The sequence below is a fragment of the Halobaculum saliterrae genome (assembly GCF_009831625.1).
Lineage (GTDB): Archaea > Halobacteriota > Halobacteria > Halobacteriales > Haloferacaceae > Halobaculum > Halobaculum saliterrae.
This window is the reverse complement of record NZ_WUUS01000001.1, coordinates 212,767-234,505: the sequence shown is the minus strand read 5'-3', so window position 1 is coordinate 234,505 and position 21,739 is coordinate 212,767. Positions and strand designations below refer to the sequence as shown.

Annotated in this window: 16 protein-coding genes and 1 tRNA gene; 9 read left to right on the top strand and 8 right to left on the bottom strand. The window is 69.7% G+C overall.

The window, feature by feature from the left end:
- Window positions 1-25 precede the first annotated feature (25 nt).
- Window positions 26-98 (top strand) — tRNA-Pro (locus GRX01_RS01185).
- A 142-nt stretch (window positions 99-240) separates the two neighbouring features.
- Here the strand turns inward: GRX01_RS01185 and GRX01_RS01180 are convergent.
- Together GRX01_RS01180 and GRX01_RS01175 are read right to left on the bottom strand one after the other, a co-directional pair.
- Window positions 241-1,452, bottom strand: a complete 1,212-nt coding sequence (locus GRX01_RS01180; RefSeq protein ID WP_159662606.1) for a hypothetical protein — start codon at window positions 1,450-1,452, stop codon at window positions 241-243.
- A gap of 181 nt (window positions 1,453-1,633) precedes the next feature.
- Window positions 1,634-2,239: an archaellin/type IV pilin N-terminal domain-containing protein gene (locus tag GRX01_RS01175; RefSeq protein WP_159662604.1), complete on the bottom strand. Its 606-nt coding sequence runs from the start codon at window positions 2,237-2,239 to the stop codon at window positions 1,634-1,636.
- A 150-nt stretch (window positions 2,240-2,389) separates the two neighbouring features.
- Between GRX01_RS01175 and GRX01_RS01170 the strand changes: the two genes are divergently transcribed.
- From GRX01_RS01170 to arcS, 6 genes are all read left to right on the top strand, one after another.
- A complete protein-coding gene (locus GRX01_RS01170) occupies window positions 2,390-2,887 on the top strand; it encodes an AAA family ATPase (protein ID WP_159662602.1) in 498 nt (165 codons plus the stop codon).
- A 61-nt stretch (window positions 2,888-2,948) separates the two neighbouring features.
- Window positions 2,949-4,289, top strand: a complete 1,341-nt coding sequence (locus GRX01_RS01165) for a hypothetical protein (RefSeq protein WP_159662600.1) — start codon at window positions 2,949-2,951, stop codon at window positions 4,287-4,289.
- A 53-nt stretch (window positions 4,290-4,342) separates the two neighbouring features.
- The gene (locus GRX01_RS01160) at window positions 4,343-4,915 is read left to right on the top strand and encodes an NUDIX hydrolase (protein WP_159662598.1); all 573 of its coding nucleotides are present in this window, start codon (window positions 4,343-4,345) and stop codon (window positions 4,913-4,915) included.
- Window positions 4,916-5,032: 117 nt separating this feature from the next.
- Window positions 5,033-5,866, top strand: a complete 834-nt coding sequence (locus tag GRX01_RS01155; protein WP_159662596.1) for a CPBP family intramembrane glutamic endopeptidase — start codon at window positions 5,033-5,035, stop codon at window positions 5,864-5,866.
- Window positions 5,867-6,181: 315 nt separating this feature from the next.
- Window positions 6,182-7,753: a tRNA guanosine(15) transglycosylase TgtA gene (gene tgtA, locus GRX01_RS01150; protein ID WP_159662594.1), complete on the top strand. Its 1,572-nt coding sequence runs from the start codon at window positions 6,182-6,184 to the stop codon at window positions 7,751-7,753.
- A gap of 24 nt (window positions 7,754-7,777) precedes the next feature.
- Window positions 7,778-9,556, top strand: a complete 1,779-nt coding sequence (gene arcS, locus GRX01_RS01145; RefSeq protein WP_159662592.1) for an archaeosine synthase subunit alpha — start codon at window positions 7,778-7,780, stop codon at window positions 9,554-9,556.
- 66 nt (window positions 9,557-9,622) lie between these two features.
- Here arcS and GRX01_RS01140 read toward each other — a convergent pair whose 3' ends face one another.
- From GRX01_RS01140 to GRX01_RS01115, 6 genes are all read right to left on the bottom strand, one after another.
- Window positions 9,623-11,821 carry a dipeptide ABC transporter ATP-binding protein gene (locus GRX01_RS01140; RefSeq protein ID WP_159662590.1) on the bottom strand — a complete coding sequence of 733 codons (2,199 nt, stop codon included), beginning with the start codon at window positions 11,819-11,821 and terminating at the stop codon, window positions 9,623-9,625.
- Window positions 11,814-12,728 carry an ABC transporter permease gene (locus tag GRX01_RS01135; RefSeq protein WP_159662588.1) on the bottom strand — a complete coding sequence of 305 codons (915 nt, stop codon included), beginning with the start codon at window positions 12,726-12,728 and terminating at the stop codon, window positions 11,814-11,816. Before GRX01_RS01135 ends, GRX01_RS01140 begins: the two co-directional genes overlap by 8 nt.
- A complete protein-coding gene (locus GRX01_RS01130; RefSeq protein WP_159662586.1) occupies window positions 12,728-13,687 on the bottom strand; it encodes an ABC transporter permease in 960 nt (319 codons plus the stop codon). Before GRX01_RS01130 ends, GRX01_RS01135 begins: the two co-directional genes overlap by 1 nt.
- Window positions 13,688-13,700: 13 nt before the next feature.
- Window positions 13,701-15,380 carry an ABC transporter substrate-binding protein gene (locus GRX01_RS01125; RefSeq protein WP_159662583.1) on the bottom strand — a complete coding sequence of 560 codons (1,680 nt, stop codon included), beginning with the start codon at window positions 15,378-15,380 and terminating at the stop codon, window positions 13,701-13,703.
- A 13-nt stretch (window positions 15,381-15,393) separates the two neighbouring features.
- On the bottom strand, window positions 15,394-16,119 hold the full coding sequence (locus GRX01_RS01120) for a DUF1028 domain-containing protein (protein WP_159662581.1): 726 nt from the start codon (window positions 16,117-16,119) through the stop codon (window positions 15,394-15,396).
- A gap of 186 nt (window positions 16,120-16,305) precedes the next feature.
- Window positions 16,306-17,727 carry an amidase gene (locus GRX01_RS01115; RefSeq protein ID WP_159662579.1) on the bottom strand — a complete coding sequence of 474 codons (1,422 nt, stop codon included), beginning with the start codon at window positions 17,725-17,727 and terminating at the stop codon, window positions 16,306-16,308.
- A gap of 101 nt (window positions 17,728-17,828) precedes the next feature.
- On the opposite strand from GRX01_RS01115, the gene GRX01_RS01110 reads away from it, so the two are divergent.
- Together GRX01_RS01110 and GRX01_RS01105 are read left to right on the top strand one after the other, a co-directional pair.
- Window positions 17,829-19,892 (top strand): hydantoinase/oxoprolinase family protein, encoded by a 2,064-nt coding sequence (locus GRX01_RS01110; RefSeq protein ID WP_159662577.1) that lies wholly within the window; start codon window positions 17,829-17,831, stop codon window positions 19,890-19,892.
- Window positions 19,889-21,685, top strand: coding sequence for a hydantoinase B/oxoprolinase family protein (locus tag GRX01_RS01105; protein WP_159662575.1), 1,797 nt, complete (start codon window positions 19,889-19,891; stop codon window positions 21,683-21,685). Before GRX01_RS01110 ends, GRX01_RS01105 begins: the two co-directional genes overlap by 4 nt.
- Window positions 21,686-21,739 lie beyond the last annotated feature (54 nt).

Genomic DNA, 21,739 nt, shown 5'->3' with positions numbered 1-21,739 from the left:
GAACGCCCGGCGTTCCTCGGGATGCGGGCCGGTGGGGTAGCTTGGTATCCTTCGGCCTTCGGGTGGCCGTAACCGCGATTCAAATTCGCGCCGGCCCACTTCCCGCATTCTACGCTTCGGAGAGTCGTCACCGTCGGTTTCGAGACGACCGCGGAACCGGCAGCTGCTTCCGTCGAGCTGTCGTGGGCGACGGGTCCGTGAGTGCGGAACTCTCTCGATCCGTCGACTCAACCGCGTGATTCAGTCCTCATCGTCCTCGTCGTCGTCTTCTTCCTCGGCGTCGTCGTCTTCGTCGTCATCCCCCTCTTCGTCGTCTCCCTTCTCACGTTCGTGCTCGTCGTCGTCACTCCCATCGTCGTCATCGTTCTCGTCGTCGTCCTCGTCCGAATCCCGATCGTCTTCGGGGTCGCTACCGGGCGGACCGGCGTCGTCGGGTGGTCCGGCATCGTCGGGCGGGCCGGCGTCGTCGGGCGGACCGGCATCGTCCGGTGCGTTCGAGTGATCGGGCGGTCCCGCGTCGTCAGGCGGACCCGCGTCGTCAGGCGGTCCGGCGTCCTCGGGCGGACCACTGTCGTCCGCGGGGCCCGATTTCCCGTCTCCCGTCTCGTCGTCCTCGCTTTCGTCCTGTTCGTCGGAGTCACCCTCGCTGTCGTCCGGAGTGTCCGAATCGGTGTTGTCGCCCCCGCTGTCAGTCGTCCCATCGGAGCCGCACGATCCGGCTCTGATGCGGATCGGTTCATCGAGCGCGAGCGCCGCGCGCTCGATGCCGGATTCGGTCGCGGAGAGGAGCTCCCAGTCGGTCACGGTGCCCTCGTAGTTGACGCCGAACAGCTCGGCGGCCTCGTTGAACGCGGGATCGATCGTCACGTCGACCTCGGTGCCGAGGGGGCGGAACACGCCGCCGTCCGTGCGACCGGCCGCCCAGGTCCAGTCGATACGCTGCGGCTCGCCGTCGACGCTCCACCGGTCGTAGTTCGACGACCCGTCGTACTGGTCGTCCCTGACGGCCCACTCGCCGGTGATCGGAATGCCGCCGAAGGTGAACGTCGCCGACCCGCCGTCGCGACTGTCCGGGCCGCCGTGAACGACGACCAAGCTCACGCCTCCCGGACCGTCGTACAGCAGGAGGATGCTGGTGTCCGGGCGCTGAAGATCGCGCGTTCCCGCCGAGTTGTATCGGTCCTCGTCACCGACGACCGCGCCGTTCTCCTCGGAGACGTACCGCGGCGGCAGCCGGTACTCGTAGAACTCTTCGGCCGTGAGCGACCCCTGTACTGGACGAACCGGAACGCACGTCGACCCCTGCTCGACGACGTACGACGTTTCCGCCGCCGGGTCCACGGCCGCCGTCGGTTCGCCGATCGCCGCTGCGGCGGCAAGCGCTCCCGTCGCTCGCAGGGCGTCCCGTCTGTACCACGCTCGACCGCCGCCCCCGTCGTCGTCCTCGCTCATCTCCCGTCCGGGGACGGGGACGCCATACTTCGTTAGCCGGCGCCTGCGACGCCGATGGGTTCGCGGGACGAACGCGCCGTCGACGACCGACCGGTCGGATCCTCACCACACGGCGGGGGACCGAGCGGCCGTCGTCGCCACTACCCATCGAGGAGAATCGAGAGAAAGGAAGTGAGCCGACTTACAGCTCGACGGCTTCCTTGTTGCCGAGCGACTCGGGGACCGAGAACCGGATCTCGGTGGTCGCGCCGGCCCTCGTGTTGATCTTGATGGTCACTTCCTCGCCCTCGTTGAGGTTGCCTCCGGCGAACTGGTCGACGTCGAAGATGTACTGAAGCCGGTCGTCGTTGTCGTTCAGGACGGGCGCGCTGCCGTCGCTGTCCTTGATAATGTCGTAGGTGAACGTCTCGCCGGTAGCAGCCGGTGTGTTGTCGAAGTCGGCGGCGGCGATCAGCTGGTAGGTCCCACTGGGACCGATCCAGGTGACCGTCGTGTTCTGCAGGTCGATCTCGCCGGCGCCGGCGGCCTGCGTCACCGTCACGTTAACGAAATTGACTGCGTCTCCGGCGCTGTTGACGTTGCCGACGGTGGCGACCTCCTGCACGCGGTCGCTGACCTGTTTACTGCTCTGTTGTCCCGTTTCCTGCGACTTGCTCTGGAGGAAGCCGGCGGTGTTGATGAGGACGCCGGCGGCGATCGCCGCCACCAGCACCATCGCGATGAACACGATGAGCGTCCCGATACCAACCTGCCCGCGCTCTTCCTCGTCCGTGATGAATTCGAACATTGTGTCTTCGGTTGCTCCCAGCTCTGGGATATCGACACGTACCGGGATCGTCGTATAGTATCTACACCTCCAGATATCAACGATGATTTCTCTGTGAGCGTGAACCGACGGATACTCGGTCCCGAGCGCCGACCCGTCGAACGGACATCGATGTCGGACACCACGCGTCTCGTCGTCGTCTGCGGGCTCCCGGGTGCCGGGAAATCGACGGTCGCGGCGGCGATCGCAGACCGCCTCGACGCCGCGATCGTCCGCACCGACGTGGTTCGAAAGGATCTGTTCCCCGACCCGTCCTACACCGACGAGGAGTCGCGCCTGACGTACGAGGCCGTGTTCGACCGCGCGAGTGAGCGCCTCGGGGCGGGCGACCCGGTCGTCCTCGACGGGACGTTCCGTCGCGCGGTCCGCCGGCGGGAGGCGCGCGATCTCGCCGAGCGCCGGGACGCCGCGCTCCGGCTGGTGCGAGTAAGCTGCGACGAGCAGACCGCGAAGGATCGCATCCGGTCGCGAGCGGACGATCCGTCGGACGCGGACGTCGGCGTGTACGATCTGCTCCGCGAGGAGTTCGAGCCGGTCGAGGACCCGGTCGTCGTCGACAACTCCGGCGACCTCGACTCGACGCTCGATCGGGTGCGGGCGTTGTTCTGACGGCCCGGAACGACACCGCGAGACCGAAGGCTTTTGCTCGGCGCATGGCTCGCGTTCACCGATGAGAACACGCGCGGTCGAGTTGGTCCTCGCGGGCGTGCTCCTGTTCGGGTTGACCGTCGCCGGAAGCGCGCTGGTCGCCCCGGATCGCTCGACCGCCGCCGTCGACGACGGCGCCGAGCGTGCGACGCTCGTGGGATCGCAGGGCGGTGGGCCCGGGTGGCACGAACACGGCAGCGCCTACCTGCTCGACGGCACCGACATCGAGTGGCGTGAGGACTCCGCGGACAGCTACTTCGACGTGCAGCGGCTCTCGGACGGCCGCGTGCTCGCGGGATTCATGGACAGCGGCTACGAGGAGTGCGGCCCCTACGAGTCGCCGTGCGCCCACACGGGCGTTCGACTGATCGATCCCGACGCCGACGGCGGCGCGGCGGTCGTCGAGGAGTACAGCTTCCCCGTGCGCTCGCAGTCGAACAGCGAGATCCACGACGCCGAGCCCCTTCCCGGCGGCGGGTTCGCCATGACCGACATGGACAACGAGCGGATCATGGTCGTGGAGGACGGCGAGGTGACGTGGACGTGGAACGCCTCCACCATCTACGACGCCCCCGACGATCCCACCCGGACCGACTGGCTCCACATCAACGACATCGACCGTATCGGGGAGGATCGATTCCTGGTCTCCGTGCGCAACGCGAACCAGTTGGTGATCGTCGAGCGCACCGACGACGGGGGCAGCGAGGTCGTCGAGATCGTCAACGAGGACGCCGAGGGTTCCTCGGACGAGTCCTGTACCGGCAACGGACAACTGCGCGACACCGACGGCGACGGCGACGTGCGCTGTGGCGACCCGTCGGTCCTCGACCACCAGCACAACCCGCAGTGGCTCGGCGACGGCGCGGTTCTCGTGGCCGACTCCGACAACGACCGCGTCGTCGAACTCCACCGGAGCGACGACGGCGACTGGGAGATCGCGTGGGTGGTCAGGAGCGTCGACGGCCGCTCGCTCCACTGGCCGCGCGACGCCGACCGACTGGAGAACGGCCACACGCTGATCACGGACACGCTGAACAAGCGGGTCGTCGAGATCGACGAGAACGGCACCGCCGTCTGGACGTACCCGACCGAGCGTATCCCGTACGAGGCCGACCGCGTCCCGCGGGAGTTCCAGGGGACCGAGCGCGACCTCCCGCTGGCGACGAGCGACGGCGTGAACCTCGACGACGGGTCGAGCGAGTCCGGGATCCCCGTCCTCTCGACGCTCGTTGTCGGCGTTCGCGCGGCCGCGCCGTGGGCGCCGGTGTGGTTCGGTGAGACGCAGGTCGCGCTCACGCTCGTGTCGCTGGCGCTCGTGCTGGCGGGCGGCGCCTCCGCGGTCCGGACGCGCCTCGGTCGCTGACGACGCGAGTTCTGCCACGCTTTTGCCGGCGCGCGTGAACGCGAAGGTACACCATGGGCGACGACCCCGACGACGACCTCGCGTGGGAGACGCTCGACAGCGACATCGACTACTCGTGTCCCGGCTTCGACGTCCGACGCGACGACGTACGGCTCCCCGACGGCACCGAGACGGACTTCCACTACCTCGAGGAACCGCCGGCGGTGGTGATCCTCCCGTTGACTCCCGACGGCGACGTGGTGCTCGTCGAGGAGTGGCGGCAGGCCGTCGGGCGGGTGAATCGCGGCCTCCCCGCCGGCGGCGTCGAGGACGACGACGCGGACCTCGCCGCGACTGCGCGACGGGAACTCCGCGAGGAGACCGGCTACGAGGCCGAGTCGATCGAGAAGTTCCACGCGGTCGAACCCGCGAACGGCTTCGCCAACTCCGTGCACCACTACTTCCTCGCGCGCGGGTGCACCCCGTCGGCGACGGCGGATCTCGACTTCAACGAGAGCATTCGCCCGACGACAGCCGACTACGCTCGGTTCCGCGACGCCGTGTTCACCGGCGACGTCCGCGACGGCCGGAGCGTCCTCGGCGTGTCGATGTACGAACACGCACGCGACGGGACCGGCCCGGAGTGATCGGCACGGGGAAGCCGATTCGAGGTGCCGACGTCGGGTGATCGAGCCGACCACGACGGGGCGACGTGGCCGCCGTCGCTGGGTCAGGTCTTTCAGGGTGGCACCCGGAGGTCGGGTATGGTCTCGTTCGGCCCGCTCCAGACGCTGACCGCGTGGTTCCGGTCGCTGGACCCGCGGATACAGGCCCTCGTCGTCGCGCCCGCGATCGGGTTCTCCGGCATCGTCGCCGCGGGAGTCATCGTCCTCGTCGTGTTCCTCGCGCTCGGCCTCGTCGGCTATCAGCCGTCGCCGCTGGTGCTCATCGGCCTGTCGCTCGTGCTCGTGCAGGGGATCTCCTTCGGCGGCGTCGCCTCGGCCTACCTGATCCGGACGGGGCGCCCGCCGCTGTCGCTGTTCGGCGTCCCCACGCTTCGCGACGTCGTCGTCGCCGTCGGCGGCTTCTTCGGGTCGCTGCTGATCCTGGTCGCGGCGAGCACGCTCGCCCAGCAGGCCGACGCGCCGACCGCCGAAAACGAGATCGCACAGTTCGGCGCCGAGAACCCCGAGGTGCTGCTGCTGCTCATCCCCGCGGCGTTCATCTTTATCGGGCCCGGCGAGGAGATCCTGTTCCGCGGCGTCGTCCAGAGCCGCCTCCGGGAGGCGTTCTCGCCGTGGGTCGCGATCCCGCTCGCGAGCGTCATCTTCGGCGCGGTTCACTACGTCGCGCTCACCGGCGCGCCCTCCGGCCGGATCGTCACGATCGGCATCCTCTCGACGCTGACGCTCGTGTTCGGGGCGACGTACGAGTACACCGACAACCTCGTCGTCCCGTCGTTCATCCACGGCGCCTACGACGCCGTGCTGTTCGCGGGACTGTACGTGGTGGTCGTGTACGGTCCCGAGGCGGGCTCTCCCAGCGAGACCGCGTCCCTCGTCCTCGCGGACGTATTGACGCTGCTCCCGGCGATCTGATCGCCGGCGCACCTCTCCCTCGCTGCCCGGGGGCGCTACCTCGTCGCTCGGAGCCGTGGATCGTCCGAACGTTCTTCCGTGATCCCGGGGCCACTCCGGGGCGCCCGTGCACTGAACCGCCGCGGGGCGTGCCGCGACGCGACGACACGCCCGCCCCGTGGCCGCCGGTCTCCGGCGATCGCCGCCGACCGCCTCACCGGATTGATCGCGTGTCGTCCGTTCGCCACAACCGTCACAACCGCCACGGTCGAGGGCGAGAGGAGACCCGCGACCGCCGAGCGGAACCCTTACTCGCGCGCCCCGGGAACCCCGGCCATGCGCGACCACTTCGAGATCCGGGACCACGACGCGGCCGGTCGCATCGGGGAGCTGACCGTCCCCCGTGCGGGCGTCACCGTCGAGACTCCCGCGCTCCTCCCGGTGATCAATCCCAACATCGAGACGATCGATCCGAGTCGACTCCGCTCGGAGTTCGGCGCCGACATGCTGATCACCAACTCCTACATCATCCGCACGACCGAGGACGTGCGAGAGCGGGCACTGGAGGATGGCCTCCACGACATGCTCGGCTTCGACGGCGCGATCATGACCGACTCCGGGAGCTTCCAGCTCGCCGAGTACGGCGAGATCGACACCACGACGACCGAGATCCTGGAGTTCCAGCGGGACATCGGCAGCGACGTGGGAACCCCGGTGGACATCCCCACGCCGCCGGACGCGAGCCGCGAGCAGGCCGCGTCCGACCTCGACGTGACCCGTCAGGCCCTCGCCGACGCCGAGGCGGTCGACGTGGGCGACATGCTCGTGAACGCGCCCGTGCAGGGGAGCACGTACCCGGACCTGCGCGAACAGGCCGGACGAGAGGCCGCGGCGACCGACCTCGACGTGTTCCCGGTCGGCGCGGTCGTTCCGATGATGAACAGCTACCGCTACGACGACATGGTCGACGCCGTCGCCGCCGCCAAGCGCGGGCTCGCGGAGGACTGCCCGGTCCACCTGTTCGGCGCGGGCCACCCGATGATGTTCGCGCTGGCGGTCGCGCTCGGCTGTGACCTGTTCGATTCGGCCGCGTACGCGCTGATGGCGCGGGACGGCCGCTACCTCACGGTCTCGGGAACGGAGCAGTTGGAGGACCTCGACTACCTCCCGTGTTCGTGCCCAATCTGTCACGAGTACACGCCCGATGAGCTCCGGGCGGTCGACGCGGACGAACAGGAGGCATTGCTCGCCGAGCACAACCTCCACGTCACCTTCGAGGAACTACGCCGCGTGAAGCAGGCGATCCGCGACGGCGACCTGCTGGAACTCGTCGAGAAGCGCGCCCGCGGTCACCCCGCGATGGCCGACGGCTACCGCGCGCTGCTGGACCACGCCGACCAACTGGAGCGCATCGACAGCGCCTCCAAGGGGACGTTCTTCGGGCTCTCCCACGAGTCCGCGCGGCGACCCGAGGTTCGCCGCCACCACGACCGGCTCGCGCGCCTGTCGGTGCCCGACTCCCTGCTGTGCACCGAGTACGGCACGCCCTCCGAGCACGACTACGACGAGGTCTGGCGCGTCGTGCCGCCGTTCGGGCCGTTCCCCCGTGCGCTCTCGGAGACGTACCCGCTGACCGCCGAGGTGCCCGACCGCACCGACGCGGCCGCCGAGCGCGCCGCCGCCGAGGGCATCCGCGCGCTCGTCGAGGCGAACCCCGGAACGGAGGTCACGCTCGCGCACGAGGGCTGGGACGCGGACGCGCTCGGTGCCGTTCCCGAGTCCGTGACGCTGGAGAACTTGCATGCCGATGCGGACCGGGCGGACGCCGACACACACGCCGGTGGGGACGCGGACTCCCCGGAGGCCGACGCGGACGAACCCGCCGAATCTCGAAGCGAAAGCGAATAACGCCCGGGCCGCACACCTCGGGACATGACCGACTACTTCGAGGTCCACGAGCGGGACGGGGCCGCCCGTCTCGGGGAACTCCGCCTCGATACGCCCCTCACGACCCCGGCACTCGCGGACGACGTCGTCCGCGACGCCGGGTCGCTGTGGAACGCCGAGCGCGACGTTCCGGCGGACGACGACGCCGCGCTCACGATCCTCCCGCACCGCGCGTACCCCGCCGGAACCCGCGAGGAGGTCGTCGACGCGTTCGCCCCCGACTACGCCGAGTCGGCCGCCGCCGTCGACGGGGCAACCGCCGCCGTGATCTCCGGCGACGCACCCAACGCCGGTGGCACCGCCGACGCCTCCGTGGACGCGTACGTGCTCTCGAACGCACAGGGGGTCGTCGGCCACGCCTCGGCGTTCGCCGACGCGGTGATCGACGTGCGTGAGGCGGTACCCGCCGACACCGCGCTCTATCTCTCGGGCGTCGCCACCCCGCTGAACGTCGCGACGCTCGTGTACGCCGGCGTCGATCTCGTCGACGCGAAGCGGGCTCGGGTGAAGGGATCGCAGGGGAAGTACCTCACCGACGAGGGGGAGCGGTTTCTGGAGGATCTCGACGAGCTCCCCTGCTCGTGCCCCGCCTGTCAGGTGCCGCGCGAGGAGTTCGACCGCGCCGCCTGCGAGGAACACAACGTCAACGCGCTGGAGGCCGAACTCCGGCGCGTCCGCCGTCGCATCCGTGAGGGCCGGCTCCGCGACTATGTCGAGGGGCAGGCCCGCCACGAGCAGTGGCTCACCGCGGCGTTCCGCGAGTTGGACCAGCAGTACGCGTACGTCGAGGAGCGCGCGCCCGTCGCCCGCAACAACGAACTCGCGGCGGCGACGAGCGACACGATCCGCCGGCCGGAGATCCAGCGGTTCGCCCAGCGCGTGAGCGAGCGGTACGTCAACCGCTTCCGCAACCCGCTCGTACTGGTTCCGTGTTCGGCCCGCAAGCCGTACTCCGAGAGCCAGAGCCACGGGCAGTTCCACGACGCCATCCAGTTCCGCGCGCACCTCGCGTCGATGACCTCGCCCATCGGCGTCGTTCCCCAGGAGTTGGAACTCACCTACCCCGCCCAACACTACGACACGGTGGTGACAGGCCGGTGGTCCGAGGACGAGAAGCAGTTCGTCGCCGAGGTGCTCCGGCGGTACCTGGAGCGTAACGAGTATCCCCGCGTCATCGCCCACGTTCCGGCGGACGGCTACCGGGAGATCTGTGAGCGCGTCGAGGAACGGGTCGACGTGCCCTTCGAGTACACGGTCGAGGATCACCCGACGACGACCGAGTCCATCGGGAACCTCATGTCGACGCTCGACGGCGAGCTGAAGTACACGAAGCGGGAGCGCCAGCACAACACCGTCCGCGCCATCGCCGACTACATGCTCGGCGACGGCGCCGGCGACGACCTGTTCGACGAACTGAACACGCGCTCGCGATACCCCAAGCTCCAGGTCCGCGACGACGACGAGGAACTGCTCGCGACGATGGTGCCGACGTACGGCGCGCTGGCGTTCACCCTCGCGGGCGCCCGCCGGTGGGTCGAGGGCGACGCGCCGACCAAGCGGGTGGAGATCGACTCGTTCGTGCCGCAGGGGAGCGTCCTCGCGCCGGGTGTCGTCGACGCGGACGACGACATCCGCGTCGGCGACGAGGTCGTCGTCGAGGGACCGCGGGCGTTCGCCGTCGGCCGCGCGGGGATGCACGGCGCGGAGATGCGCTCGTCGACGCGCGGGATCGCGGTGGACGTTCGCCACAGCGAGGAGTTGTAAGCGGCGCCAGTGAGGAACTGTACGCGGGCGCTTTGCGGCCGCGCCCGCCGGACCGCGGCCGGCGACTCAGATCTCGTCCCAGTCGACGCGGTCGCGGTACTCCTCGCGGAGCAGGTGGCACTTGATCCCGTGGCCGTCGCTCGCCTCGTGGACCGCCGGCTCCTCCTCCTCGCAGACGTCCCCGATCTTGTGGGGACACCGCGGGTGGAAGCGACAGCCCGAGGGCACGTTCGACGGGTCGGGAACGTCGCCCTCGAGGATGATCCGGTCGGCTGCGTCGGCCCGGCCGGGGATCGCCGACAGGAGCGACTCCGTGTAGGGGTTGTACGGCGGTGCGAACACGTCCTCGGTGGTCCCCGTCTCGACCAGCTCGCCGAGGTACATCACCGCGACGCGGTCGCAGATGTGCTCGATCACCGAGAGGTTGTGACTGATGAACAGGTACGACAGCCCCATGTCGTCCTGCAGGTCCGAGAGCAGGTTGAGGATCTGCGCCTGGATCGACACGTCGAGGCCGGAGACCGGCTCGTCGAGGACGATCAGCTCCGGGTTGACCGCGAGCGCCCGCGCGATCGCCACGCGCTGTTGCTGGCCCCCCGAGAGGTCGCCCGGGCGGCGCTCCAGGTGCCGCTCGTCGAGTCCGACCTCCGTGATCAGCTCTCTCGCTCGCTCGCGCCGCTCGTCGGTGTCCGCGAGCCCGTGGAGCTTCATCGGGCGGCGGACGATCTGGCCGACCGTCCGCCGCGGATTGAGGCTGGACTGCGGGTTCTGGAACACCACCTGCAGGTCGCGTCGGATCCCGCGGAGCTCCTGCTTCGAGGCGGCGGTGATGTCGCGACCCTGGTAGACGACCGTTCCCTCGGTCGGTTTGTGCAGTTGGAGGATCGCTCGGGCGGCGGTGGACTTCCCGCAGCCGGACTCGCCGACGAGTCCGAGCGTCTCTCCGGCGTCGATCTCCAGATCGATCCCGTCGACGGCTTTGACAGTCTCCCCGCGACCGAGGAGATCGTCGACGATGTTCCCGGTCTCGAAGTGCTTCTTCAGCCCCTCTGCCGAGAGGACGGGCGCTCCGTCGCGCTCACCGGACTGCCGGGCGTCGGGGACGCCCGGTTCGGCCCCGTCACCGGCGGCGCCGTCGTCCCTCACGGAACGCCACGAGAGGCTCCGCGGTTCGTGATCGTAGGTGTACTCTATGTCGTCGATCTCCTCGTGACGGTAGCAGGCGACCTCCCGGCGCTCGTCGCCGACGGCGACGCTCTCGAGGGCGGGGTGTTCGCTCCGGCAGTCCTCTGTCGCGCCGGGACACCGGTCGGCGTACTTACACCCGCGGAAGTCTCCGCCGGTGAGGTCGGGCATCGAGCCTTCGATGACCCGGAGGCGATCGGGGGCGGCCGCTTCGCCCTCGATCACGTCCGAGTCGAGGCCCGGGTTGCTCGCCAGCAACCCCTTCGTGTACGGGTGGCGCGGTTCCGCGAACATGGACTCGACCCGCCCCGACTCGACGACGCTGCCGGCGTACATCACCATCACCCGGTCGCACACCTCCCGGACGACGCCGAGGTCGTGGGTGATGAACAGGACGCTCATGCCGAACTCGTCGCGGAGCTCGACGAGCAGGTCGAGGATCTGCGCCTGGATCGTCACGTCGAGGGCGGTCGTCGGCTCGTCGGCGACGAGCAGGTCCGGCTCGCTCGCGATCGCGATCCCGAAGACGATCCGCTGTTTCTGGCCCCCGGAGAACTGGTGGGGGTACTCGTCGTAGCGGGCGGAGGCGTTCGGGATCCCGACGCGCTCCATGATCTCGACCGACCGCTCCTTGACGGCGCCGGCCGACAGCGACGGGTCGTTCGACTTCACCGCCTCGGCGACCTGCTTACCGACGGTCATCGTCGGGTTCAGGGTGCCGGTCGGGTCCTGGAACACCATCCCCGTCTCCGTGCCCCGGAACTCCCGCAGTTCCGCCTCGGTCATCTCGAGCACGTCACGCCCGTTGAAATCGACCGTCCCGCCGACGATCTCGCCGGGAGAATCGATGAGCCGGAGGATCGACTCGGCGGTGGCGCTCTTGCCGGCGCCGGACTCGCCGACCAGGCCGACGATCTCGCCCTGATCGAGGTGCAAGTCGACGTTGTCGACCGCGCGGACGACTCCCTCCTCCGTCCGGAACACGGTCTCGAGCCCGTCGACCGTCAGGAGCCGGTCCTGGCTGTCGCTCGTCGTCGCGTCCGGTACGTCGTCCGTGGGTTGCGTCGGGTGGCTACTCATCGGTAACACCGAATTCAGTGTTCGCGTCGGGATCGAGGATGTCGCGGATGCCGTCCCCGAAGAGATTGAACCCGAGAACCGTCGTCGCGATCCCGAGCCCCGGGAAGATGGCCATCCACGGTGCCTGCGTGAGGTACTGCTTCGCCTGCTGGAGCATCAGTCCCCACGACGGCGTCGGCGGCTGCGCGCCGAGCCCGAGGAACGACAGCCCCGCCGCCGCGAGAATGGCGAAGGAGATGCTGATGCTCGCCTGGACGATGATCGGCGCGGCCGCGTTCGGCAACACCTCCCTGAAGAGGACGTACGAGTCCCGCTCGCCCAGCGCTTGTGCGGCCTCGACGAACTCCTCCTGCGAGACCGATATCGCCTCCGACCGCGTCACCCGGGCGAAGTAGGGGATGTAGACGAGGCCGAGCGCGAGGATCGCGTTGTTGAGCGTCGGACCGATCACCGCGGTGATCGTCATCGCGACCAGGATCGGCGGGAAGCTCATCAGTATGTCCATCGTCCGCATGATGAGGTCGTCGACCGCTCCCCCGGCGTAGCCGGCGAGCCCGCCGAGCGGGACGCCGACGGACGACGCGATCGCGACGCTCGTGATGCCCACGTAGAGGCTGATCCGGACGCCCAACAGCGTCCGCGAGAACATGTCGCGGCCGAAGTTGTCCGTCCCGAACGGGTGTTCGAGACTCGGCGCCGCGAACCGGTCCTGGACGTTCATCTGGTTGGCCGCCTGTTCGGAGATCAGCATCGGGGAGACGATGGCGAGCACCACCAGTCCGAGGATGAGGGCGAGTCCGACGAGCGCCTTCGTGTTACGCCGGATGCTGCGAGCGAGTTTGACGAGGCGCTCGCGCTGGTACCGGTCGAGGACCCGCGCCGACCCGGTTTCCGTCTCTGCCGCCATCAGCCTTCACCCCCCGCGGTGACTCGCGGGTCGATGACGGCGTACAGGAGGTCGACGACGAGGTTACTCGTCATGAACACGACGGCGATCGTGAGCACCGACCCCTGGATGAGCGGGGCGTCGCGGTTGAGCAGCGCGTTGAACGCGAGCCGGCCGAGTCCGGGGTACGCGAACAGCTGCTCGATGATGATGATCCCGCCGAACAGGAAGCCGAGCTGGAAGCCGATCACGGTCAACACCGGGAGGAACGCGTTCCGGAGCGCGTGCCGGAGGACGATCCGCCGGTTCGTCAGCCCCTTCATCTTCGCGAGCTCGATGTACCCCGAGCGGAGCTCTTCGATGAGCGACGACCGGGTCATCCGCGTGATGTGTGCCATCAGGCTGAATCCGAGCGCGCCGGCGGGCAACAGGACGTGCGCGAACGCCGACCCGAGGTCCTCGGTCGGACTGACGTACCCCGACGGCGGAAGCAACGAGGCGTAGCTCGCGATGAGCAGGATCAACACCATCCCCCAGAAGAAGTTCGGGAGGCTGATGCCGGTGAAGGCGGCGACACTCGTCAGGAAGTCCTTCCAGGTGTTCTGTTCGACCGCGGCGACGATCCCCATCGGGATCGCGACGAGGACGGCGATCGTCAGCGCCGAGAACGCGAGGAACGCGCTCGCGGGGAACCGCTGTGCGATGAGCGTCGCGACCGGGTCGCCGAAGCGCAGCGACGTGCCCATGTCTCCCTGGAGCACGCCGGCGATCCAGTCGAGGTACCTGATGTACACCGGCTGATTCAAGCCGAGTTGCTGGCGGAGCACCTCTACCTGTTCTTGGCTCCCGCTCGTCCCTAGGATCATCACCGCCACGTCTCCCGGGAGGACGTTCACGAGCGCGAACGTGATGACCGACGCGCCGAACAGCGTCCCGACGAGGAAGACGACTCGACGGACCGCGTAGCGTGCGAGGCTCATATCCCGGTCGCGGTCATGACTGGTCCATCCACATCCGGCCGAAGTTGAGTTCGCTGTTGTTCGGCGAGAGGACCGTGTCCAGCCCGTAGACGTTGTTCTTCGCGGCGACCGTCCCGTCGCGGAACCACAGCATCACGTCGGGCACGTCCTCGTGGATGATCGACTGCGCCTCCTGGTACAGGGGGATCGCCTCCTCCCGACCGTCCGCCGCGGCGGCGTCCGCGACGGCCTGGTCGTACTCGTCGCTGGCGTAGCCGCGGAAGTTGAACGAGCCGTCGGAGGTCCACAGCGAGGTGTACAGGTACGCCGGCTCCCAGAAGGTGAAGAAGTTCACCATCGAGAGGGTGAAGTCCTGGTTCGCGAACACCTGCGAGAGCCAGTCGCTCCACTGGAGCTGTTGGATCTCCACGTTCAGCCCCGCTTGCTGGAAGAACTGCTGCATGATCGTCGCCGCGTCGACGTGCCACGGGTAGTTCGTCGTGACCTTGAACGTGAGGTCGAACTCGTCGACGTCGTACTCCGACTGCTCGAACAGCTCGGCGGCCCGATCGAAGTCCTGTTGGCGCGGGGAGATGTCGGAATTGCGGAAGGCGCTGTTCGGGAAGCTCGGGCTCGCGGTCGGCTCGCCGTTGCCGAACAGCGCGCCCTCGACGAGCGCCTGTTTGTCGATGCAGAAGTCGACGGCCTTCCGGAAGTCCGGGTCGTCGAACGGCGGCTCGGTGTTGTTCATGTTGAGGAACGCCCACGACAGCGGCGACCACGTCCGTGTCTTGAGGTCGTCGTCCTCGTTCCCGACGACGTCGTTGATGTCGTCGAGCGGGATGTCGTTGATGAGGTCGAAGTCCCCCTCCTCGATCCCGGTGAGGCGGCTGTCCGGGTCGGTGACGGTCCGCTCCTCGACGGCGTCGAGGTACGGGCCCTCGCCCCAGTAGTCGTCGAACGCCTCCAGCTCGGCGCGGTTGCCCTGCTGGCGCATGACGAACTCGAAGGGGCCGGTGCCGATCGGCTCGTCGCCGATCGTGTCGCCCGAGTCCGCCGGCACGATGGACGTCCCCGAGAACGCCAGCTGGCGCAGGAACGGCTGGTACCGCTCGGACTGGTTGACGACGACGGTGTAGTCGTCCTCGACCTCGACGGATTCAGTCGAGCCGAAGACGAACTGCATGATCGCGCCGGTATCCGGATTCGCGATCCGGTCGTAGCTGTACTTCACGTCCTCGGCGGTGAGCTCGGTCCCGTCGTGGAACGTCACGCCCTCCCGGAGCGAGAACGTGTACGTCATGAGGTCGTCGCTGACCTCCCAGTCGGTCGCGAGGCCCGGACTCGCGATGTCGGGGTCCGTGGACAGTTCGAGGTCGCTCGTCAGTCCGACGAGGGCGTCGTAGACGCTGTTGAGGAAGCGACCGGTGCTGGCGGTCGCGGTCTGGTGGATGTCGAGGTTCTGTGTCACCTCGCTGTGTCCCCAGATGAGCGTCCCGCCCTCCTGGATCTCGCCGGGCTCCTCGGTCTCTGCCGGCGTGGCGTCGCCGTTGCCGTCGCCGCCACCGGTGGTGTCGGTCGGTTCCTCGGTGTCGTCACCGCCGCCGGCGCAGCCGGCCATCGCGGTCATGCCGCCGGCGCCCGCGAGGCCGGTTGCCTTCAGGAAGCGGCGACGATCGACGTCTGTCGGGTCGAAGTGGTTGTCGTCAGTCATGTGTTGGGTCTCGTCAGTACTTCAGTCCGAAGTCGAGTATCTCGTCGGGGTACTCCCCGAGCATCTCGTCGGTCGACGCGGGCAGATCCGTCTCCGTCTGCTTGCCCAGTTCGAACGCCTCGCGGAGGTCGTCGACCGGATCCTCCGAGTTGTCGATGCGGAGGTTGTGGTACAGTTTGGGGTCGGGCGAGTGGACGAGCAACGCCGCGCTGATCTTCCCACGTTTGTCGCCGCCGGCCCCTTGGCCGGCCTCGAGGGCGGTCATGAGCCGCTCGGCGAGTTCCCCCTCGGTCTCCCGGAACGTCTCGCTGATGTCCTCGATCACGTCGCCGTTCGAGAGCATGTTGCCAGCGACCGTGTGGTCGTCCCGTTCGAGGTGTCCGTTCCAGTCGACGCAGTCGTCGCCGCTGAAGGCGAACGTCCGGCCGTCGCCGTCGATGCCGTGGAGCTGCCGGTAGCTCGCGTGTTCGTCGTCCTCGAGCAACGCGTCACACGCCGTCGGCACGCTCACGCCGCGGTCGGCGAGGTCGACGGCGTTGGCGCCGTGGGACACCTTGACGAACGACTGGGTCGCCACGGCGGCGTTCTCGCTCACGAACGGACACAGCGCCCCGACGCCGACCAGCGCGGTGCTGACGGCGACGCCGAACTCGTCGGCGTCGGGATCGCGTGCCGCGATCGAGAACGTCCCCGGGACGAACCCCCCCGGTTCGTCCTCCTTCTTGTTACCTTTTCCCATGTGTCGTCACAGCATGGTAAGGATGCCCGAGGAGGATAAGCTATGGGGTCCGGAACTATCTTTCCGGATCCGTTCGTGATCATCGAATTAGTATCCGGATCGTCTCCTGATCGTCCGGTTGTTTCACACAGCTTACCGAATATATCCGTCGTCGAGTTGAAATAGTCCCCGGTGTTCGGTCCGTCGCTACTCGACGGCGGACCCGAGGCGCGCGAGCGTCGGCTCGTCGAACCAGTCGGCGACGAGTTGGAGCCCCACCGGCCGCCCGTCGGCCGTTCCCGCCGGAACCGACAGCGCGGGGGTGCCGGTCAGGTCGAACGGGCTCGTGTTCGTGATCGTCCCGATCACGTCGGCGGTGGTCGTCACCTCGCCGAACTCCGGCGCGGTCGTCGGCGTCGTCGGCAGCGCCAGCGCGTCGACGTCCTCCAGCGCGGCGTCGACCGACGCCGTGAACCGCTCGCGTACGTTCTGTGCCCCGACGTAGGCACGGCCCTCGGTCGCCTCGAACAGGGCCTCGAACGTGACGGCGCTGTCGACGACACCGTCGCCGAGCGCGTCCCAGTCGAGGTCCGCCGCGGCCGAGCGCCACGGGTCCGCGTACCCGGTGCCGCTCCCGCGAACGAGTCCCCGATCCGCGAGCAACGAGGCGAACTCGGTGTTCGCGATCACGACGACCGCCGACGCCATCTCCTCGAACCGCGGCAGCGACACCGCCCTCGTCTCGACGCCGACCGCCTCGAGGTCGGTCAGGGCGGCTCCCACCGCCTCGCGCACCTCGGGATCGGCCACGTCCATCGCCTCCCGCACGACGCCGACGGTCGTCCCGTCGACGGAGTCGCCGACCGCCGCGTGCGTGTTCCGGGCGGGACGGGCCGCGCGAGAGGAGAGGTCGCGACGGTCCGGCCCCGCGATGGCGTCGTACACGCGAAACGCGGTCGACACCGACGACGCCAGCGGCCCGACGTGGTCCAGCGACGGCGCGAGGTCGCCGAACCCGAACCGGGGGACGGTCCGGTGGGTCGGCTTGAGTCCGACGACGCCGCAGTAGGAGGCGGGGATCCGAACGCTGCCGCCCGTGTCGCTCCCCAGCGCCGCGTCGACGAGGTCGGCGGCGACGGCCGCTCCGCTCCCGCTGGAGGAGCCGCCGGGGACGCCGTCGTCGGTCGCCGGATTCCGGGTCGGTCCGTGCGCACAGGTCTCCCCGGTCGTCGTCAACGCGAACTCGTCCATGTTTGTGGTGCCGAGGAGCCGTGCGCCCGCCGTCTCGAGTCGCTCGACGACGGTCGCGTCGTACTGCGGGACGAAGTCGACGCCGGCGGACCCGCACGTCATCGGCACCCCTGCCACGGCCATGTTGTCCTTTACCGCGACACGGAGTCCCTCCAAGGCGCCGTTGCCGCCCCGTTCCTCGACCCGGTACCGGAAGGCGTTGTACTCGTCGTCTCCCGGTTCGTACTCCCGGGGATCGCGCCCGTCCGTCGTCGGCTCGAACGCCGCCGTCATCGCGGCGGCCTCGGTCGCGTCGGCGGCGTACCGCTCGATCTCGATCGGATCGAGCGCGACGCCGAGTCGGTCAACCGCGGTTTCGACGTGGTGTTCCTCAACCATGCGATGTGTGGGCATGCACCTCACGCAACATGACTGTTCCCTCGACGGCTGGCGATGTCCGCGAGGCGAACGCATACAACCCAGCCGCCGTACCCTCGTGTATGACCGACGATCACGCGCCGGCGGGCACGCGCGTCGGCGTCGATGTGGGCGGTACGTTCACGGACCTCGTGACGGTCCGGGACGGGCGGATCCGCGTCGACAAGACACCATCGACCCCGGGATCGCCCGACGAGGGTGTCGTGACCGGCCTTCGGGAACTGGACGCGTCGCTCCCCTCGGTATCGTTTCTCGGTCACGGTACGACCGTCGCGACCAACGCCGTGCTGGAGGGCGAGTGGGCCGACACCGCCCTGCTCACGACCGAGGGCTTCCGCGACGCCGTCGAGATCGGCCGACAGACCCGCCCCGACATCTACGACTTCGAGGCGACGAAGCCCGACCCGGTCGTCCCTCGGGACCGCCGATTCGAGGTTCCGGAACGGGTGGACGAACGCGGCGACGTGCTCCGCGAACTGGACGAGGCCGCCGTCCGCGACCGCGCCGGCGACCTCCGGGAGTCGGGGATCGACAGCGTCGCCGTCTCCCTGCTGTTCTCCTTCGAACACCCGGAGCACGAGCGTCGCGTCCGGGAGATCCTGCGTGAGGAGGGAATCGACGCCAGCGTCTCGCTGTCCTCGGACGTGCTCCCCGAGATCCGCGAGTACGAGCGCACCCTGACGACCGCGATGAACGCCGCGCTCAAGCCCGTCATGGACGCGTACCTCGGATCGCTGGCCGACGCCGTCGGCGACCTCGGGATCGACGCGCCCCTGCGCGTGATGGGGTCGAACGGCGGACTGATGGCCGCGGAGGCGTCCCGCGAGCGCCCCGTCAACACCCTCCTCTCGGGGCCGGCGGCGGGCGTCCGCGGCGCGACCCACGTCGCCGGCCGCCGCGGCGTCGACGACCTGATCACGATGGACATGGGCGGCACCTCCTGCGACGTGAGCCTCGTGCGCGATGGCGAGCCGCTCGTGACGACCGACACCGAGGTGGGCGAGTACCCCGTCTCGGTGCCGACGGTCGACATCCACACCGTCGGCGCCGGCGGCGGCTCCATCGGCTACGTCGACACGGGCGGCGCACTGCGCGTCGGCCCGCGGTCGGCGGGCGCCCAGCCCGGCCCGGTCTGCTACAACCGCGGCGGGACCGAGCCGACCGTCACCGACGCCCACCTCGTGCTCGGCCGGATCGACCCCTCGGCGTTCCTCCCGGACGCGCTCGGCCGCGACGACGACCGCGTCCGCGACGCCTTCGCCCCGCTGGCGGAGGCCGTCGCCGGCGACCCCGACGCGACCGAGGCCGCCGCCCGCGGCCTGCTCGACGTGGCGAACGCGAACATGCGCCGCGCGCTCCGCGTCGTCAGCGTCGAGCGCGGCTACGACCCCCGCGAGTTCGCCCTCGTCGCGTTCGGCGGCGCCGGCCCCCTGCACGCGACCGCGCTGGCTGACGGCCTCGACATCCCCGAGGTGATCGTCCCGCGGGCCGCCGGCGTCCTCTCCGCGCTGGGACTGCTCATCAGCGACGTGGTGTACGACTACTCCACCTCGATGGTGCGCCGCTGGGACGACGTCGACCCGGCGGCCCTCCGGGACGCCTACGAGTCGTTCGAGGCGGAGGGGCGCGCGGAACTCCGTGACGCCGGCCGCGCGGCCGACGAGGTGGCGTTCGAGCGGACGCTCGACCTGCGCTACGCCGGGCAGTCGTTCGACCTGTCGGTCCCGGTCGAGGGCGACCTCGATGCGGACGAGCTCGCCGCCGTCGAGGAGCGCTTCCACGCGGCCCACGAGCGCCGGTACGGCCACGCCTCGCCCGGGGAGCCGGTGGAACTCGTGACCGTCCGCCTGCGGGCCCGCGGGCTCGTGGAGCCGCCCGACCTCACGGCCGAGGAGCGCGACGGCGACCCCGACGACGCGATCACGCGGTCACGCCGTGTCGGGTTCGCCGACGGCGACCGCGACACGCCGGTGTACGACCGAACACGCCTGCCGACGGACGCGGCGTTCGACGGCCCCGCGGTGGTCGAGGGGAGCGAGAGCACCGTCGTCGTCCACCCGGGCCAGCGCGCCCGAGTCGACGGCGACGCGAACCTGGTCGTCGAGACCGGAGGTGGCGGCGAATGAGCGACCCCTCTCCCGCCGGCGTCGACTCGGTGACGCTGGAGGTGATCCGCAACGGCTGCGAGGCGGTCGCCGAGGAGATGAACGCGACGCTCGTCCGGACGGGCTACTCCCCGAACATCAAGGAGCGGCGGGACTGCTCGACGGCGCTGTTCGACGCCGACGGCGAGATGATCGCGCAGGCGGAGACGATGCCGGTCCACCTCGGGGCGATGCCGTACTCCGTCGCCGCGGCGGTCGATGCCTTCCCGCCCGAGTCGCTCTCGCCGGGCGACTCGGTCCTCCTGAACGACCCGTTCCGGGGCGGCGCGCACCTCCCGGACCTGACGCTCGTCACCCCGATCCACGACGACGCCGGGGAGGAGGTGATCGCGTTCGCGGCCAACCGCGCCCATCACGCCGACATCGGCGGCTCCACGGCGGGCTCGGTCGCTGCCGACTCGACCGAGATCTATCAGGAGGGCCTGCGCATCCCGCCGGTGAAGTTCGAGCGCGGGACCGGCGAGGTCGCCGCCGACGGCACGCCCGAGGGCGAGGTGCGCGAGGACGTGCTCTCGATGATCCTCGCGAACGTTCGCACGCCCGAGGAGCGCCGCGGCGACCTCCGCGCGCAGGTGGCCGCGAACGCCACCGGCCGGCGACGCTTCCGCGATCTCGCCGCCGAGCACGGCGCGGATCTGGCGCCGGCGCTGGAGGAGATCAAGGACTACTCCGAGCGGCGGATGCGCGCCGAGATCGCGGATCTGCCCGACGGAACCTACGAGTTCGCGGACGCGCTCGACGACGACGGCCGCGGCAACGAGGACCTCGCGGTCGAGGTGGCGCTGACGGTCGACGGCGACGAGGTGACCGTCGACTTCACCGGGACCGCAGATCAGACCGAGGGACCGATCAACGCCGTGCTCGCGGTGACCGCCTCGGCGACGTACTACGCCGTCCGCTGTGTGACGGACCCGGACATCCCGCCGAACCACGGCTGCTACCGCCCGATCGAGGTCGTCGCGCCCGACGGGACGATCGTGAACCCGCGACCGCCGGCGGCCGTCGTCGGCGGGAACCTGGAGACGAGCCAGCGCGTCACCGACGTGGTGCTCGGCGCGCTCGCGGGGGCGGCACCCGAGGCCGTCGCCGCCGCCGGGCAGGGGACGATGAACAACGTCACGCTCGGCGGGACGGACTCCCGGGGCGACGAGCCGACGCCGTACGCGTTCTACGAGACCCAGGGCGGCGGCTTCGGCGGCCGCGCGGGCGGCGACGGGATGGACGGCGTCCACGTCCACATGAGCAACACGCTGAACACGCCCGCGGAGGTCCTCGAGACCGCGTACCCGCTCCGGATCGAGCGGTACGAACTCCGGCCGGACTCCGGCGGCGCGGGGGAGCACCGCGGCGGACTGGGCCTCCGCCGGGACATCCGTGTCCGCGGGCACACCGCCCGATTCAGCCTGCTCGCCGAGCGCCACGAGTCACACCCGTACGGCCTGAACGGGGGCGGCGAGGGGGCCAACGGCGCGGCGTATCTCGTGGACGGCTCGGGCGACGAACTGGAGAAACTGCCCGCGAAGCACACCCGCGATCTCCCCGCGGGGACCGTCGTCAGCGTTCGCACGCCGGGCGGCGGCGGCCACGGCGACCCGGCCGACCGCCCCGACGAGGCCATCGAACGCGACCTGCGACTCGGGAAGCTCACGCCCGAAACGGCCCACGAGGAGTACGGCTACGGGACGGGTGTGGACGCCGTCGACGACGACGACGCCACCGACGGCGATGACGCCATCGACGCCGCCGACGACTGACTTTCCGGGGCGCCATCGACCTCCTCGACGGCTCGGAGGCCGAGAGCGAACTGC

Excerpts from the sequence above, each read along its gene's own strand:
- GRX01_RS01105 (WP_159662575.1), top strand. The coding sequence starts at position 19,889 with ATGAGCGACCCCTCTCCCGCCGGCGTCGACTCGGTGACGCTGGAGGTG.
- GRX01_RS01125 (WP_159662583.1), bottom strand. The coding sequence starts at position 15,380 with ATGACTGACGACAACCACTTCGACCCGACAGACGTCGATCGTCGCCGC.
- GRX01_RS01180 (WP_159662606.1), bottom strand. The coding sequence starts at position 1,452 with ATGAGCGAGGACGACGACGGGGGCGGCGGTCGAGCGTGGTACAGACGG.
- GRX01_RS01135 (WP_159662588.1), bottom strand. The coding sequence starts at position 12,728 with ATGGCGGCAGAGACGGAAACCGGGTCGGCGCGGGTCCTCGACCGGTAC.
- GRX01_RS01155 (WP_159662596.1), top strand. The coding sequence starts at position 5,033 with ATGGTCTCGTTCGGCCCGCTCCAGACGCTGACCGCGTGGTTCCGGTCG.
- GRX01_RS01175 (WP_159662604.1), bottom strand. The coding sequence starts at position 2,239 with ATGTTCGAATTCATCACGGACGAGGAAGAGCGCGGGCAGGTTGGTATC.
- GRX01_RS01170 (WP_159662602.1), top strand. The coding sequence starts at position 2,390 with ATGTCGGACACCACGCGTCTCGTCGTCGTCTGCGGGCTCCCGGGTGCC.
- GRX01_RS01115 (WP_159662579.1), bottom strand. The coding sequence starts at position 17,727 with ATGGTTGAGGAACACCACGTCGAAACCGCGGTTGACCGACTCGGCGTC.
- arcS (WP_159662592.1), top strand. The coding sequence starts at position 7,778 with ATGACCGACTACTTCGAGGTCCACGAGCGGGACGGGGCCGCCCGTCTC.
- tgtA (WP_159662594.1), top strand. The coding sequence starts at position 6,182 with ATGCGCGACCACTTCGAGATCCGGGACCACGACGCGGCCGGTCGCATC.
- GRX01_RS01120 (WP_159662581.1), bottom strand. The coding sequence starts at position 16,119 with ATGGGAAAAGGTAACAAGAAGGAGGACGAACCGGGGGGGTTCGTCCCG.
- GRX01_RS01140 (WP_159662590.1), bottom strand. The coding sequence starts at position 11,821 with ATGAGTAGCCACCCGACGCAACCCACGGACGACGTACCGGACGCGACG.
- GRX01_RS01160 (WP_159662598.1), top strand. The coding sequence starts at position 4,343 with ATGGGCGACGACCCCGACGACGACCTCGCGTGGGAGACGCTCGACAGC.
- GRX01_RS01165 (WP_159662600.1), top strand. The coding sequence starts at position 2,949 with ATGAGAACACGCGCGGTCGAGTTGGTCCTCGCGGGCGTGCTCCTGTTC.
- GRX01_RS01130 (WP_159662586.1), bottom strand. The coding sequence starts at position 13,687 with ATGAGCCTCGCACGCTACGCGGTCCGTCGAGTCGTCTTCCTCGTCGGG.
- GRX01_RS01110 (WP_159662577.1), top strand. The coding sequence starts at position 17,829 with ATGACCGACGATCACGCGCCGGCGGGCACGCGCGTCGGCGTCGATGTG.